This window comes from Arthrobacter sp. (assembly GCF_031179985.1).
Classification (GTDB): Bacteria; Actinomycetota; Actinomycetes; order Actinomycetales; family Micrococcaceae; genus Arthrobacter.
Map to the genome: position 1 here is coordinate 1 of NZ_JAPSHJ010000012.1, position 13,521 is coordinate 13,521.

The following is a 13,521-nucleotide window of genomic DNA, read 5'->3' on the forward strand; positions in this document are numbered from 1 at the left end:
TTCCGAACAGGACCACCGCCGGGAAACCGGCAGGTGAGAGACGCAGGACATCCGCCACCGTGGACGCTTCGGAGAGGCCGACGGCGGGTTCCGCCAATGCGGCAGCGGCCACCAAATGCAGGCGGCTCCGCAGCCTGCCGTGCTGAATGGCAGCCGAAGCACCAACCCACAGGAAACCGGCCACCAGAACCGTGACAATCATTAGGGTGATGTCAGGCCGCTCGCCGCGCAACATTGGTAGGCCGACGAACAAGGCGATGAGGGCGACGACGATTATCCTTCCCGACCAGCCCGCGGCGATGGTGCCCTTGGCTTGGTTTCCGGTGGCAGCCCAGACGGCTGATTCAACCAGCCTGCCCCCGTCCAGCGGCAACCCTGGGAGGATGTTGAAGATCGCAATCACGAAGTTGGCCCACGTGAAGATGTTGATGAGAATATCGGCTACTCCCGTCAGTGATCCTGCGGAAATCACAGCCCAACCACCGGCAGCGAGCACGAAGTTGGCCGCCGGGCCGGCCAGGGCAACTATCAGGGACCGTCCGGGTGTCGGCGTGAATTCCTCAAAACTCGTATGCCCGCCCCAGAGGTTCAGCACGATCTTTTCCGTGGTCCAGCCATAAATCTTCGCGGTCAGCGCGTGGGCGAGCTCGTGAACCAGGACACTGAGCAGTAAGAGCAAGGCATAAGCTAACGCCACGAAGTAGGCGGTCATTCCGAGCCGCGGAAAATCCTGCGCAAGGACGGGCCCGTAGACAAAAACTGTAAAGGCAGCGATGACAAACCAGGAATAAGAAAGCACCACGCGGATTCCCGCGATTCGGCCCAGGGCGATACCCTCGCCGAACCCGTTTCGCCGGCCGTTACGGGCACCTGTTGTGGATTCAGTCAACGCTGTTACTCCCTGGTTCTGCGGCTTCCACCGGAAATGGGGCCAACGGGAATTTCCGTCGACGCTCCACAAGTTGCTCCAGGTCCGCGACGCTGCGCCCTTCGAGTGTGTCCCACATGGCATGGCGGGGGTCTTCCGCCAGAGCCATGATGTGCGGAATGGCCACAGTTACGGCTCCCGATGCTACGGCTGCGGCCACTCCCGGTTCGGAGTCTTCAAGCGCAACACAGTCATCAGCAATCAGTTCGGGATCATTTAGTTGGAGGAGCTCAATGGCTTTCAGATAGGCCTCGGGATCGGGCTTCCCCCGGCTCACCGTGTCACCCGTCACGAGATATTCAAAATAAGGCCTGGGCAGGCTGGCCACTATTTCCCTGGCCAGCGGTCCTTCAGACATGGTCACCAGTGCGCAGCGGATCCCCGCGGCATGCATCTGCTCCAGCAGTTCTCGCGCCCCGGGACGCCACGGGACGGTCTCCCGTACGCTGCTGATGACCTGGGCGGTCAGAGTGTCGATGATGTCCCTGCGGGACATTTTCACCCCGGCCTCCTGCAGGATGCCGGCTGAGAAAACCAGGGACTGCCCTACAAGCTGGAGCGCCTGTTCGTGCGACCACTCACCGCCATGCGCTGCCACCAGTGCGTACTCGGCCTCGATCCAGTAGGGCTCAGTATCCACGATGGTGCCATCCATGTCCCACAAGGCTGCTTTCAGTACTGGCGGGGAGGCTGACGATCGCATGCCTTCAAGTCTACGGGGAGCGAATGGCTGGCTGTCCGCGCTACGCCCTCGGCGAATTCCGGACTGAGGTTCCGGGTTCCCCGCTGGTTCCATCCTGATTTGCAGCGATTCATTCAATGCGTAGCGTCGGCTCTTGGACGTAGGGTGAAGGAATGAATAGCTTTGACGGAGACATCACGGCGCCGGAGGGTACGGTCGAACCGGACCGGTTGCTACAGCCTGTGCCCGAAGGGCAGCGCATCACTGTGATGCTTGCCGCCTTCGAAGGCTGGAATGACGCCGGAGAAGCCGCCAGCGATGCGCTTCGCTACCTTAACAAGCTCTGGGACGGCAAGAAGGTTGCCGCCATTGACGCGGACGAGTACTACGATTTCCAGTTCACCCGTCCCACCATCCGGCGTACGCAATCCGGTGAGCGCAAGATCAAATGGCCATCAACGCGGATCTACAAGGCCAGTGCGCCCGACACCAACGTGGACATCATTTTCGTGCAGGGCACAGAGCCGTCATATAAATGGCGCGCCTACACGGCAGAGCTGCTGGTACACGCCGAAGCCCTCAACGTCGACTACGTGGTTCTTGTAGGAGCTCTGCTGGCCGATGTACCGCACAGCCGGCCGATTCCCGTCAGTGCTTCCACCGATGACAACGCGCTGCGCGAACGGATGGACCTTGAGGCCTCCCAGTACGAAGGACCAGTGGGCATAGTGGGCGTACTTGCGGAAGTTGCCCTGCTGGCAGGCCTGCCTACAATTTCCCTCTGGGCGGCCGTGCCCCACTACGTTGCACAGGCTCCCTCACCTAAAGCGCAGCTTGCCCTGTTGCACCGTATCGAGGAACTCTTGCAGATTCCCCTGGATACCCACGAACTTTCCGAGGAGTCTGACGCGTGGGAGCGGGGTGTGGACGAGCTCGCAACGGAGGATCCGGAAATTGCCGCGTATGTGCGCCAACTCGAGGAGGCGAAGGACACCGCCGATCTTCCGGAGGCCAGCGGGGAGTCCATAGCCCGTGAGTTCGAGCGTTATTTGAAGCGTCGCGGCAAGGACAAGCCCTAGAGGTGTTTAGAGCTGGATGCCGAGCAAGGCGTCGAGTGCGTCGCTTATCAGCGCTGCATCCAGCTCTGAACCTGCGCCTTGGAGCTCCGCGTCATGCAGCTTCGATTCGTGTAGGTCCAGGGCGCTGGCTGCCCAGCGGTCAACAGCTGCCAGGGCGCCGGGTGCATTGAGATCCTGCGACATCTCACTCCGCAATGTGGCTACCAGGCCTGCTCCGGATCCTTCCGGTGCTACCGAAACAGCCAGCGTCCAGCGGGCAAGCCTGGCTTTCGCTTCCTCAAATTCCGCCTCTGTCCAGGACCAGTCAGTGCGGTAGTGATGTGCCAGGATGGCGAGCCTTATGGCGGAAGGCTGCTCCCCTGCGGCCCTCAGCTTGGAAACCAGGACAAGATTGCCTTTGCTCTTGCTCATCTTTTCGCCGTCGAGCCCCACCATCCCCGCATGTGCGAAGTGTTGGGCAAGGGGCAGCCCTGACAGCGAGTAGGCATGACCTGCGCCCATCTCATGGTGCGGGAAGATCAGGTCCGATCCGCCGCCCTGCACTGTGAACGGAGCCGGCAGGTATTGCTGTGCGATGACGGTACATTCAATGTGCCATCCCGGCCTTCCCTGGCCAAGTTCCCCTCCGGCCCAGCTGGGTTCACCCTCCCTGGCCACGCGCCAGAGGAGCGGGTCCAATGCCTGCCGTTTTCCCGCGCGCCCAGGGTCGCCGCCCCGCTCAGAGAACAACTCCAGCATCTCGGCCTCGCCGAGGCCTGAAATGGAACCGAGGGTCCAGGCGTCCGCTCCTACCGAATGCTTACTGGCGGCTTCGACGTCATAGTAGACGTCGCCGTCGGGCTCTCCGGCGGTTCCCGGAACGCGGTAGGCGAGTCCAAGCTCCAACAGCCGTTCGATGGCCGGAACGATCATGGGGATGGCTTCGACGGCGCCAACGTAATGATCGGGCGGCAGGATGTTGAGGGCCTCCATATCGGAGCGGAAGAGCTCGATCTGGCTGGCAGCCAGTTCTTTCCAGTCCATCCCGGTGGCGGTGGCGCGCTCCAGCAGGGGATCGTCGATATCCGTCACGTTTTGGACGTAGGAGACCCTCTTGCCGGCATCCCGCCACACGCGGTTCAGAAGGTCGAAAGCCACATAACTGGCCGCATGACCCATGTGCGTGGCGTCATAAGGCGTGATGCCACAGACATACATCGACGGCTCCCCCGGCCCGTCGAAAGCCACAAGGGAGTCTTTAGCCGAGTCGAAAAGCCGAACGGTGGGCATACGCCCGGGCAGCTGTGGGACGGGACGGGATTTCCAGGATTTCACAGCCCAAGCCTAGTGCTAGGCGCTGATGACGTTGAAACCGAGCAGCAAGTAGAGCGCCATTCCAAGGAAGATGCGGTACCAGACAAACAACCTGTAGCTCCGGGTTGAAACGAACTTCAGGAACCAGCCGATGATGATGTAACCCACGACGAACGCAATGACCGTGGCAAGGGCAGTTTCAGGTAGACCATAGGGACCGGACACACCGTCCTTGGAGACCACCTTGTAAAGCTGGTACAGGCCGCTTCCGAAAACGGCTGGGATGGCGAGCAGGAACGAGTACCTGGCGGCGGCTTCGCGCGTGTACCCCATCAGAAGTCCGGCGGTGATGGTCCCACCGGATCGGGAAACGCCTGGAATCAGGGCCATTGCCTGGGCGAATCCGTAGATGATGCCGTGCTTGTAGGTCAGTCTGGTGAGGTCCGTCTGCTGGCGGCCGACGGCGTCAGCGACAGCAAGGATCATCCCGAAGACGATGAGGGTGGTTGCCACGATCCAGAGGCTTCTCAGGACGGACTCAATCTGGTCTTGGAACAGCAGCCCCAGGATGATGATCGGCAGGCTGCCGAGGATCACCAGCCAACCCATCCGGGCATCTGGGTCCTGGCGCGAGACCTTGCCCCGGAGGGATGCCGACCAGGCTCCCGTGATCCGCACAATGTCCCGCCAGAAGTACACGATCACCGCTGTCTCCGTACCCAACTGCGTGATGGCGGTAAAGGCTGCACCGGGATCTGCGGCGTTGGGCAGGAAGGAACCGACAATCCGGAGGTGGGCACTTGAGGAGATCGGGAGGAATTCCGTCAGTCCCTGTACAAGGCCCAGCAGGGCCGCTTCAATCCAGTTCACGTTTATAGACCCTACGTCATTGCACCTGGGGAATCCCCGTAAGCTTGCTGCTATGCAGCAGCGTTATGTCGGCAACAGTGGGTTGCGCGTGTCCGCCCTTTCTCTTGGCACCATGTCCTGGGCGCGTGAAACCGATGAGCAGGACGCCTCTGAACTGCTGCGGACTTTCGTTGATGCCGGCGGGACGCTGATCGACACCGCTGCCTCCTATGCAGAGGGCCAGGCAGAGGCGGTCCTTGGCGGCTTGCTGGGAGACGTAGTCGCCCGCTCCGAAGTGGTCATCTCCACCAAAGCTGGACTTTCGACGTCGGATGGCCGACGCCGGGTGGACACCTCCCGAAGCGGAATGCTGGCGGGGCTTGACGCCAGCCTTGCACGTCTGGGCACCGACTATGTCGATGTGTGGTTTGCGCACGCCTGGGACCCCAATGTCCCGCTCCAGGAAACACTCTCGGCCATGGAGTTCGCTGTGAGCAGCGGCCGCGCAAGGTATGCGGGCGTGTCGAACTTTAACGGCTGGCAAACGGCCAAGGCGGCAGCCATTGCGGGTTTCCCTCTGGTCGCCAACCAGTCAGAGTATTCCCTCCTGCAACGCGGGCCCGAAGACGAGATCCTTCCAGCCGTTGAGGACGCAGGCCTGGGTCTTCTGGCCTGGGCGCCCTTGGGCCGGGGAGTCCTGAGCGGCAAATACCGAGGCCACATCCCCTCAGATTCCCGTGCAGCCCACAAAAGGCTGGCCGGCTATGTGGAACCTTATCTCGTGCCGGAGTCATCGAGGATAGTGGAGGCCGTTGCCATGGCGGCAAGGGGCCTCGGCAGGACTCCCGTCGACGTTTCCCTGAGCTGGCTGATTGCCCAGAATGGAGTGGCCAGCGCGCTGGTAGGTGCGCGTACTCCTGTCCAGCTGAAGGAGATCCTGGCATCCCAGCTGGCTCCCCTGCCGCCAGAGATTGCCCGCGCCCTGGAGGATGTTTCTCTCGCGTCCTGACAGTCAGCTGCCGGACGTTTGTTAGCTGCCGATCTCCGCGCAGTTAGCTGTCGGACTCAACGATCTCAAGATCGTCGTCGTCCACGTCTTCTTCCAGGTCATCCTCATCGTCCTCGACCTCATCGATAACTTCGAGAGGCGTGACTTCTCCGTACGCTTCATACAGGGAATCGTCGTAGACTTCGAAAGCATCAGCGACAGCAAAAAATGCAGCCTCAACCGTGGGGTCACCCTCACCCCGCCGTGCTGAGGCTGCGATCAGGTGTTCTTCCAAAGCAGTGGTCAAAGACTGAAGCGCGACACGCGGATCGATGCTCATGACTTCACGTTAGCCGGAAAAAGACGAAAATGGAGAGCAATGAAGGAACATTTTCTGCGCAGCTCCGTCGAACGCGAGCGGGACTATGTGAGGCAGTACGAGTACCTCGTACTGACGATTGGTCCTGAGGATTCGCTGCCTGAGGCCCGGCGGAGACTTGTTGAACATTCCGAGTACGGCAAGTGGGAATTAGAGCGCAGCCGCCTCTATGTGGGCGGCGGGAGACGGTTCTGGCTGCGACGCCGGGTGACCCAGGTGCAGCGAACGGTTTAGCAGGACGGGTGGTCCGCTGCTGCCCGAAAGCGAATCAGAAACTCTCCAGCGGTCCCAGCCAAGCGTTAGCCACTGTGTTGTGGGCCGACTCGTCGTCAGACGGATGGAACATCCCTGCCAGCACATCCCGGTAGAGCCTCTCCAGTTCGCTTCCCTTGAAATAGCTTGAACCGCCGGAGACCCGGATGGCCGCGTCCACCACTGCCCGGGCAGTTTCGGTGGCGTTCACTTTGAGGGACACGAGTTTGGGAAACCATTGGCTTCCGTGGTCCACCTTCTCGTCCACGTCACGCGCAATCAGCTGCAATTGCGGGTAGAGGCGTTCCAAGGCCATTGCTGCCCCCGACACCTTCCAGCGAATATCGGGATCCTGCGAGTACAGACGGCCATCGTTCTTCAATGATGTGCGGCGCTTGACTGCCTGGACTCCGAGTTCCAAAGCGCGTTCGCCGATGCCGGTGTAGACGGCTGCGAGCAACGTTTCGAAACAGGCGAAGATGGCGAAAATCAGAGGGTCCGCATTGGGGCCAACCGGCAACTTCCGGAAGATCCGTTCAGGCGGGACGTAGGCACCTTCCAGGACGGTGGTGCAGGACTGACTGGCCCTCATGCCGAGCGTGTTCCAGTCATCGAGGATCCTGTATCCGGGAGTGTCACGATGGATGAATCCGTGAACAAGTTCGCCCTCGCCATCACGGGCCGCGTTGTCCTTGCCGAAGATGCCGAGCCGCGTCCAGGCAGGGGAAAGACTCGTGAAGATCTTTCGGCCGGTGAAGCTGTATCCGCCGGCGGGCTGCGGAAGGGCTTCGGTGATGGAGTCGAACAGGACTGCATCATTGCCTGCCTCTGAATTGCCGAAGGCGTACAGCTCCCCCTCCCCCGCCTCGCGGAGAACAAAATCCAGCGAGTTATCACCTCTGGCTGCCATCACGTAAGCCACCCCGGTCCAGACCAGGTGCATGTTGATTGCCAAGGCTGTAGCAGGACCAGCCGTAGCGAGCCTGCGCTGCAGCCCGGCTGCCGCTTCGAGCCCAAGGCCCAGGCCGCCGTCGGACACGGGCACGAAAATCTTCAGGTAGCCGGCGTGGCGCAACTCGTCCAGGTCTTCGTAAAAGAACGAATTGTCCCGGTCGTAGCCGGCGGCGCGGCTCCGGATCCGTTCGAGCAGCCTGTCCGGCAGGATCTCATCCATCATCACGGTTCTACCTTCGGTGACTGGAACTTCAGCGGCGTCAGGGGTCAGTAAGTCGTCAGGAGCCGGTCGAGGACCCTGGCACCGAACTTGAGCGAGTCGGCGGGAACCCGTTCGTCCACTCCATGGAACATGCCCGTGAAATCCAGGTCATCAGGCAATTGGAGTGGTGCGAAGCCATAGCCTGCAATCCCCAACCTGCTGAGGGCCTTGTTGTCCGTGCCTCCGGAAAGTGTGTAGGGAAGAACCTTCGCACCGGGATCTTCGGCATGGAGGGCGTCGATCATCGAGTCCACCAGGTTTCCGGCGAACGGCACTTCCAGCGAAACGTCCTGGTGAACATAACTTACCTCCACTCCGCTGCCCGCAAGGTCGCGGACGATCTCGAGGACCTGGTCTTCCTGGCCGGGAAGGGTCCGGCAGTCCACCAGGGCTTCCGCGGACTCGGGGATGACGTTGTGCTTGTAGCCGCCCTTGAGCAGTGTGGGGTTGCTGGTGTTCTGAAGGGTCGCTCCTACGAATCGCGCCAATGTACCCAGTTCCTTGAGGAGCCGCTCGGGGTCGTCGGCATCGAACTCGACGCCGGTGAGTTCGGTCACACCATCGAGGAACTGCCGGGTGGTGGGGGTCAGCTCAATCGGCCACTGGTACTCGCCGATCCGTGAGACGGCGCTGGCCAGCCGGGTGATGGCGTTGTCGGTGCTGATCTGCGAGCCATGCCCTGCCCGTCCGTGGGCCACCAGGCGCAGCCAGGAGAGCCCCTTCTCGGCTGTCTGCAGCAGGTAGGTTCGCTGGCCTCCGATGGTGGCGGAAAAACCGCCGACTTCGGAAATAGCCTCCGTAGCCCCCTCAAAGAGTTCAGGGCGCTGCTCGACGGCATAGCGGGAACCGAAGGTTCCGCCAGCCTCTTCATCCGCAAAAAACGCAAAGATGATGTCCCTCTTGGGTTTGCGGCCGGTCCGGGCAAACTGCCTCATGACTGAAAGGATCATGGCGTCCATGTCCTTCATGTCTACCGCCCCGCGGCCCCAAATCAGGCCATCCTTCAGTTCGCCCGCGAATGGGTCCACGCTCCACTGGTCCTTGAGGGCCGGCACCACATCAAGATGGCCGTGGACCACCAGTGCGCTGGCGGAGGGGTCTTCTCCTGCAATACGGGTCACCACGTTGGCGCGGCCCGGGGCGGATTCGAAGATCTCGGCTTCCAGGCCGACCTCTGTTATGAGCCCGGCCGTATACTCGGCAGCCGACCGCTCTCCCGGGCCCGTACCGTCACCGAAATTGGACGTGTCGATGCGGATCAATTCCTGGCAGATCCGGACGACTTCGTCCTCGGGGCGGATGACAGTCATGGCTCTCTCCTCAAATCGGTGGGCTCGTGGTCCCAAGCCTACCCAGTGGGCCCCATTCGTCCCGATTCCAACTTTCCCCAGAGTTCGTGTTAGAGTTTTTCTCGCTGCTTCGGAGAGAAGCGAACCGCCGAAGGGCGGAAATCGTGCTCCGAATTACCACCTGCGCGGGTGGCGGAATGGCAGACGCGCTAGCTTGAGGTGCTAGTCCTCGAAAGGGGGTGGGGGTTCAAGTCCCCCTCCGCGCACAAAGGGAAAGCCCCGGAAAATCAATGATTTTCCGGGGCTTTTTTCTGTCTGTATCATGATGACGGCATGCGGGCGACGCCGGGGTGTGAGGATATTACCTTGGTCGTGCAGCGGGAAAATCAGGTCCTGGAAGCGCGCTCCGCAATCATCCTGTCGACCTCGTCCTCCGGTGGACATTCCTGGTTGTCGATGGGGCACCGGCGCGATCCCATGACCGATCCCATGCTTTCGGCCGTCTCAATGGACATCGTGCAGATGTTGTCCGCTTCGTACATGAGTGTCGGTTCTTCCTCGATGTAACCACAGATGGCCTGACGCCAGTCGAGGTCTCGGCAGCAGACAAGGTGGGCGAGCTCCTCCGGGTTCTCGCTCAGCTTGTACTTGGCCTCCCAAGCGGGGACATGGACCTGCTGAAGGGAGCCGCCGTCTTCAACAGTCTGTGGCTCCTCGGTTGATGTCTCTGTCATCACTCCCCCAGGCTCGCTGTTCTAGCTACGAGAATACGCGGCTCGCTGGCGCTCACAAGGAAAATTCAAGACACTCCTGGTGCTGCACGTGCTCCACGTGCTGCGCGTGCTCCTCGGGCTCGACTAGGCCAGTCGGCCGCGGACGATCTCGCTGACGGTTTTGCCATCGAAACGGCCTGCTACCCTGGCGGTGACAAGCTTCATGACGGCCCCGATTGAGCGCATGGACAACTCTTGTCCCTCGGCCTTCAAGGCTGTGATCGCCTCGTCGACGATAGCCTCCACCTCATCACGTGTCAGTGCCCTGGGCAGGTAAGCCTCGATGATTTCCGCTTCAGCAATTTCCGCAGCAGCGCGGTCCGATTCTCCGGCCTCAGAGTAGATACGGGCCGTGTCACGGCGCTTGGCCGCTTCCTTCTGCAGCAGCGACGTCACTTGGGTGTCGTCGAGTTCAATCGGCGTTTTGCCAGACTTCTCGCGGGTTTCGATTTCGCCAAGGACGTTCCGCACTGTGGTGAGCGCTACCTTGTTGCGGTTTTTCATGTGGACGACGACGTCGCCGTGCAGCCGTTCTTTCAGTGACATGATGCTCCTCGTTTTGATCAGCACCGAAGGTGCCCGTTGCGTCTGGTTGGCATTTGTGGATGGGGTCTAAGGAATGTCCGGCGGCGCTGAAAAAACTCGTGCATCTTGGCTTTAAGGACCTCCATGTCCGGATGAGAAGCGCCGCCCGAAGGACACCAATCAGCAACGGAAACGGTAGGGCAAAACCCAGCCCGAAAACCGCTTCCACCGGCAAGATGGCCAACGCCAGCAGCATACCGGCCCGGGATTCGCCCCATAAGAGCCACGCCGCCCAGGCTGCAGTCAAGGTCACGGCGAGAAAGGCCATGAGGAACGCGACGAAGGCCCCGTCGTCGACGATCTCCCAACGCGCCCAGCCCTGCTTACAATAAGGGAATCATGAAGAAACTCACCACAGCCCTACTTGCTGCCGCGCTCACACTTTCAGCCTCAGCCTGCGTCGCACATCCGCAACTAACCAATGCAGAAACCTGCGAGCGGATCCGTGACGTTATGTCCAAACCTCCGACCGGCAAGACCGGGGCGGTCAACCTCGCCAACCAGATTCGGACCATTGGGCCCGTTTCCTCGGATGACCTCAAGTCCACTGTGCAGGCGCTGGTGGAACTGACGGACGAATCGGCCAAGGACTCGCCCGATGTCGAGAAACAAGGTGAGCTGCAGGCCGTGGCCCAGAAGAACTTTGGGGAGTTCTGCCCCAGGAGCCAGTAAGTAAGCACGCAGTCGGGAACCGCATGCGCGGTTGCGGAACTGGCGCCCTGGCCCACCGTAGGCTGTCCCTGTGACACCTTCACCATCCATCGCCGCATCCACTGTCGTCGCTCAGCCTGCTTCAGCCCAATGGTGGGAGATAGTCGCCGCGTTGGGACCGCTTGCTATCCTCTTTGCTGCTGTCGCCGCAGCAGTCATCGGGCTCCTGACCTTGCGCCAAAAAGCCCAAGCCGATGCATTCGCCTTGGCGCAGAAGTCTGATGCTGACAGCCGGTCAGAATGGTGGCGGCGCACGCAGTGGGCAATGGACAGGGCCTTGGACAGCGACGCCGATGTAAAAGCTCTTGGTTTGTCAGCCCTTTCCGTCCTCAGCCAGAGCGAGCTGGCCCGGGACGAAGAGTTGCGGCTGCTCGACGTCGCCTGGAAGTCTGTGATTGCAAAGGACGAGGACGTGGAAATCCGCCCTGCGAAGCCGAATACCGCCAAAAGCGCCTCGGCAGTAGCGTCTGACCAGCGCGCGCGGGCGGCGGCAGCGAAGCTGCGTGTCGCCCTGGACCGACGCCTCGGACGCCAGACGCCAAAGTCGATGGAGGACTTGGCAGAGGAAGTCGTCCCGTAGTCATCTGGTGGGCACCATCTAGAGACAAGGGGCCCATAACCAAGGCACCCTAACACGGGCCACCGACAACAAAGGGCGGCCGGTTCACCCGACCGCCCTTTGCGGAAAGCTCTACCTTGTTTGCAGCACGTTCCACAGAATCAGATCGTGGGCGTGCTTAGCTTTGTCGTCACCGCGAAAATCGGCTTCTTTGATGCTGCCGCCTGTATCGATCCCGATGCTTGAGGACGATGCGAAGCGGCCCAGCATGGATTTGTTGGACAGCATGGAGACCGAGCGAATGTTCTTGTAGGGCACGGAAACTACCGCGACCTTGTTTCCCACGAAGCTCTTGTCCTGCAGGATGATGCGCATGTTCGTGATGCCTACAAAGCCTGTTCCGACGCCGATACAGTCGTAGACCGCGTATACCGTCTCCCCTTGCAACAGCCCCGCGTTTATCTGCTCGAGCTGTTCTTGCCTGTCATAGATGATTTGTGTCATTGGTGCTCCCCGGCTTAATCCTGATTCGTCGGAATCACTCGCGCAGCGGGATGCCCTTGGCGTCCCGCTGGAAGTAGCTCGCACCAGCAAGAATCATGATGCCCTCCACGACGCCCCAAAGCCCTACCAGGCCCAAGGTGAAGATTCCCAGAACGACTGTCAGGACAAGCTGGATGACCCCGATAGTGGTGTACCCAAGATAGAAGCGGTGGATGCCGAGTCCGCCGAGGAAAATCCCCAAGAGCCCGGCGGCAATCTTGGACTTCGGCTGCGGATAGCCGTAGGCCGGGTTTGGCATCGGAGGCTGCTGGGACATCTGAGGGTATTGGCCCTGATACTGCTGGGGCGCGGCCGGCGGATAGGCCTGGTACTGCGGCTGTTCAGCGGGAGGCTGCTGGTACTGCGGCGCGGCCGGCGGGTAAGCCTGGTACTGGGGTGGTGCCTGCGGCGGGTACGGTGACCCGACCGGAGCCGATTGGCCCGAAACCGGTGCCGATTGGCCCGAAACCGGTGCTGTTGACTCGCTGTTATCCGCAGGGTACTCAGCGGGAGGATGGGTCATGGTGGTGCCTTTCGATGAAATGGTGAGGTAGCCCAAGGACTCCGGGCTGCAGCACCGCCGAAAGACGGCATCCCCCAAATAATCCACGTGCCCTCATTATTCTGTCGGATCATGGGCTGGTGCACCGTATTTCGTCCCGCGACCCGCCCGCGCTGCGGTTCAGATGTACCAGGTTTGGTTCGGCGCCGGGGCAAAAATAGGGGGGTGCTTCCCGTTCGCTGGAAGCACCCCCGGCATCAAGGTCCGTCAGTCGCGCTTAAAGGCGTCCTTGACCTTCTCGCCTGCCTGCTTAAGATCTGCCTTGGTCTGGTCTGTTTCACCTTCAGCTTCGAGCCGCTCGTCGTCGGTCATCTTGCCTGTTGTTTCCTTGGCCTTACCGGTCATTTTCTCGCCGGCATTCTCCATCTTGTCGCCAAGTCCCATTGCTGGTCCTCCCCTGCTCCGAGCCGATTGGTGTCGGCTGCTGATGCCTTCAGTTTAGGACTGCAGATGGAGCGGAGGAAGGGCCCATAGGCGGGTTCCTGGGCCCCTTTCGGGTACTTGGGAAACCTGGACTATTGCCTGTTGCGCAACCTGCGACGGACGAGGTCCGTCACCGCTAGGGAACCGGCAATCAATGTAGCCGCGACTGCCACATAAACCAGCATCAGCCAGGTCAGCGTGATTAGAAGCGGCTTGGGATCGCTGAGGAATGAGAATCCACCCGAAAGTCCAACCAGCCAGAACAAGACGACGCCCCCAGCCACTGCCGCTCCTGGAACATATTCCTTCTTAACCACGAAGTTCCTCCCTCGCTCAACCGCGCCACCATGCCGCTCAAGATCCAGTATGGGGCTGCCTGAAGCCGGAAAATGCAAGGACGGGGCAAGTGT

General features: G+C 60.9%; 18 protein-coding genes and 1 tRNA gene. 6 read left to right on the forward strand and 13 right to left on the reverse strand.

Going from position 1 to position 13,521, the window contains the following annotated elements; genetic code table 11:
- Together RIN13_RS07830 and RIN13_RS07835 are read right to left on the reverse strand one after the other, a co-directional pair.
- Positions 1–889: site-2 protease family protein (locus RIN13_RS07830; RefSeq protein WP_309106776.1), on the reverse strand; the 889-nt coding region annotated here is incomplete at its 3' end.
- Positions 882–1,631, reverse strand: a complete 750-nt coding sequence (locus RIN13_RS07835) for an HAD family phosphatase (protein WP_309106777.1) — start codon at positions 1,629–1,631, stop codon at positions 882–884. The genes RIN13_RS07830 and RIN13_RS07835, both read right to left, overlap by 8 nt.
- Before the next feature lie 152 nt (positions 1,632–1,783).
- Here RIN13_RS07835 and RIN13_RS07840 point away from each other — a divergent pair, with 152 nt between their 5' ends.
- Complete coding sequence (locus RIN13_RS07840) at positions 1,784–2,689, forward strand: PAC2 family protein (RefSeq protein WP_309106778.1); 906 nt, start codon at positions 1,784–1,786, stop codon at positions 2,687–2,689.
- Between the two features lie 6 nt (positions 2,690–2,695).
- On the opposite strand, the gene mshC is transcribed toward RIN13_RS07840, so the two are convergent.
- On the reverse strand, positions 2,696–4,003 hold the full coding sequence (gene mshC, locus RIN13_RS07845; RefSeq protein ID WP_309106779.1) for a cysteine--1-D-myo-inosityl 2-amino-2-deoxy-alpha-D-glucopyranoside ligase: 1,308 nt from the start codon (positions 4,001–4,003) through the stop codon (positions 2,696–2,698).
- Positions 4,004–4,018: 15 nt separating this feature from the next.
- Complete coding sequence (locus tag RIN13_RS07850) at positions 4,019–4,852, reverse strand: undecaprenyl-diphosphate phosphatase (RefSeq protein ID WP_309106780.1); 834 nt, start codon at positions 4,850–4,852, stop codon at positions 4,019–4,021.
- Positions 4,853–4,904: 52 nt separating this feature from the next.
- On the opposite strand from RIN13_RS07850, the gene RIN13_RS07855 reads away from it, so the two are divergent.
- Positions 4,905–5,840, forward strand: coding sequence for an aldo/keto reductase (locus RIN13_RS07855; RefSeq protein ID WP_309106781.1), 936 nt, complete (start codon positions 4,905–4,907; stop codon positions 5,838–5,840).
- A 43-nt stretch (positions 5,841–5,883) separates the two neighbouring features.
- Here the strand turns inward: RIN13_RS07855 and RIN13_RS07860 are convergent, their stop codons facing one another.
- Positions 5,884–6,159 carry a hypothetical protein gene (locus tag RIN13_RS07860; RefSeq protein WP_309106782.1) on the reverse strand — a complete coding sequence of 92 codons (276 nt, stop codon included), beginning with the start codon at positions 6,157–6,159 and terminating at the stop codon, positions 5,884–5,886.
- Positions 6,160–6,198: 39 nt separating this feature from the next.
- On the opposite strand from RIN13_RS07860, the gene RIN13_RS07865 reads away from it, so the two are divergent.
- Positions 6,199–6,432 (forward strand): DUF5703 family protein, encoded by a 234-nt coding sequence (locus RIN13_RS07865; RefSeq protein WP_309106783.1) that lies wholly within the window; start codon positions 6,199–6,201, stop codon positions 6,430–6,432.
- A 34-nt stretch (positions 6,433–6,466) separates the two neighbouring features.
- Here RIN13_RS07865 and RIN13_RS07870 read toward each other — a convergent pair whose 3' ends face one another.
- Both RIN13_RS07870 and RIN13_RS07875 read right to left on the reverse strand, forming a co-directional pair.
- Positions 6,467–7,627: an acyl-CoA dehydrogenase family protein gene (locus RIN13_RS07870; protein WP_375164743.1), complete on the reverse strand. Its 1,161-nt coding sequence runs from the start codon at positions 7,625–7,627 to the stop codon at positions 6,467–6,469.
- A 44-nt stretch (positions 7,628–7,671) separates the two neighbouring features.
- Entirely contained in the window at positions 7,672–8,976 is a 1,305-nt protein-coding gene (locus tag RIN13_RS07875; protein ID WP_309106785.1) for a M20/M25/M40 family metallo-hydrolase, read from the reverse strand.
- A 162-nt stretch (positions 8,977–9,138) separates the two neighbouring features.
- Here RIN13_RS07875 and RIN13_RS07880 point away from each other — a divergent pair.
- Positions 9,139–9,221, forward strand: a tRNA-Leu gene (locus tag RIN13_RS07880).
- 120 nt (positions 9,222–9,341) lie between these two features.
- Here the strand turns inward: RIN13_RS07880 and RIN13_RS07885 are convergent.
- Positions 9,342–9,689, reverse strand: a complete 348-nt coding sequence (locus RIN13_RS07885; protein ID WP_309106786.1) for a hypothetical protein — start codon at positions 9,687–9,689, stop codon at positions 9,342–9,344.
- A 123-nt stretch (positions 9,690–9,812) separates the two neighbouring features.
- Positions 9,813–10,274, reverse strand: a complete 462-nt coding sequence (locus tag RIN13_RS07890) for a GatB/YqeY domain-containing protein (RefSeq protein WP_309106787.1) — start codon at positions 10,272–10,274, stop codon at positions 9,813–9,815.
- A 378-nt stretch (positions 10,275–10,652) separates the two neighbouring features.
- Between RIN13_RS07890 and RIN13_RS07895 the strand changes: the two genes are divergently transcribed.
- On the forward strand, positions 10,653–10,985 hold the full coding sequence (locus tag RIN13_RS07895) for a hypothetical protein (protein WP_309106788.1): 333 nt from the start codon (positions 10,653–10,655) through the stop codon (positions 10,983–10,985).
- A gap of 70 nt (positions 10,986–11,055) precedes the next feature.
- Entirely contained in the window at positions 11,056–11,604 is a 549-nt protein-coding gene (locus RIN13_RS07900; protein WP_309106789.1) for a hypothetical protein, read from the forward strand.
- Between the two features lie 111 nt (positions 11,605–11,715).
- On the opposite strand, the gene RIN13_RS07905 is transcribed toward RIN13_RS07900, so the two are convergent.
- From RIN13_RS07905 to RIN13_RS07920, 4 genes are all read right to left on the reverse strand, one after another.
- Positions 11,716–12,087, reverse strand: coding sequence for a PH domain-containing protein (locus RIN13_RS07905; protein WP_309106790.1), 372 nt, complete (start codon positions 12,085–12,087; stop codon positions 11,716–11,718).
- Between the two features lie 34 nt (positions 12,088–12,121).
- The gene (locus RIN13_RS07910; RefSeq protein WP_309106791.1) at positions 12,122–12,649 is read right to left on the reverse strand and encodes a TM2 domain-containing protein; all 528 of its coding nucleotides are present in this window, start codon (positions 12,647–12,649) and stop codon (positions 12,122–12,124) included.
- Between the two features lie 246 nt (positions 12,650–12,895).
- Entirely contained in the window at positions 12,896–13,072 is a 177-nt protein-coding gene (locus RIN13_RS07915; protein WP_309106792.1) for a CsbD family protein, read from the reverse strand.
- A gap of 131 nt (positions 13,073–13,203) precedes the next feature.
- The gene (locus tag RIN13_RS07920) at positions 13,204–13,428 is read right to left on the reverse strand and encodes a hypothetical protein (RefSeq protein ID WP_309106793.1); all 225 of its coding nucleotides are present in this window, start codon (positions 13,426–13,428) and stop codon (positions 13,204–13,206) included.
- Positions 13,429–13,521 lie beyond the last annotated feature (93 nt).

Coding starts and splice junctions, on each gene's coding strand:
- RIN13_RS07835 (WP_309106777.1), bottom strand. CDS start 1,631: ATGCGATCGTCAGCCTCCCCGCCAGTACTGAAAGCAGCCTTGTGGGAC.
- RIN13_RS07840 (WP_309106778.1), top strand. CDS start 1,784: ATGAATAGCTTTGACGGAGACATCACGGCGCCGGAGGGTACGGTCGAA.
- RIN13_RS07855 (WP_309106781.1), top strand. CDS start 4,905: ATGCAGCAGCGTTATGTCGGCAACAGTGGGTTGCGCGTGTCCGCCCTT.
- RIN13_RS07860 (WP_309106782.1), bottom strand. CDS start 6,159: ATGAGCATCGATCCGCGTGTCGCGCTTCAGTCTTTGACCACTGCTTTG.
- RIN13_RS07865 (WP_309106783.1), top strand. CDS start 6,199: ATGAAGGAACATTTTCTGCGCAGCTCCGTCGAACGCGAGCGGGACTAT.
- RIN13_RS07870 (WP_375164743.1), bottom strand. CDS start 7,627: ATGATGGATGAGATCCTGCCGGACAGGCTGCTCGAACGGATCCGGAGC.
- RIN13_RS07875 (WP_309106785.1), bottom strand. CDS start 8,976: ATGACTGTCATCCGCCCCGAGGACGAAGTCGTCCGGATCTGCCAGGAA.
- RIN13_RS07885 (WP_309106786.1), bottom strand. CDS start 9,689: ATGACAGAGACATCAACCGAGGAGCCACAGACTGTTGAAGACGGCGGC.
- RIN13_RS07890 (WP_309106787.1), bottom strand. CDS start 10,274: ATGTCACTGAAAGAACGGCTGCACGGCGACGTCGTCGTCCACATGAAA.
- RIN13_RS07895 (WP_309106788.1), top strand. CDS start 10,653: ATGAAGAAACTCACCACAGCCCTACTTGCTGCCGCGCTCACACTTTCA.
- RIN13_RS07905 (WP_309106790.1), bottom strand. CDS start 12,087: ATGACACAAATCATCTATGACAGGCAAGAACAGCTCGAGCAGATAAAC.
- RIN13_RS07910 (WP_309106791.1), bottom strand. CDS start 12,649: ATGACCCATCCTCCCGCTGAGTACCCTGCGGATAACAGCGAGTCAACA.
- RIN13_RS07915 (WP_309106792.1), bottom strand. CDS start 13,072: ATGGGACTTGGCGACAAGATGGAGAATGCCGGCGAGAAAATGACCGGT.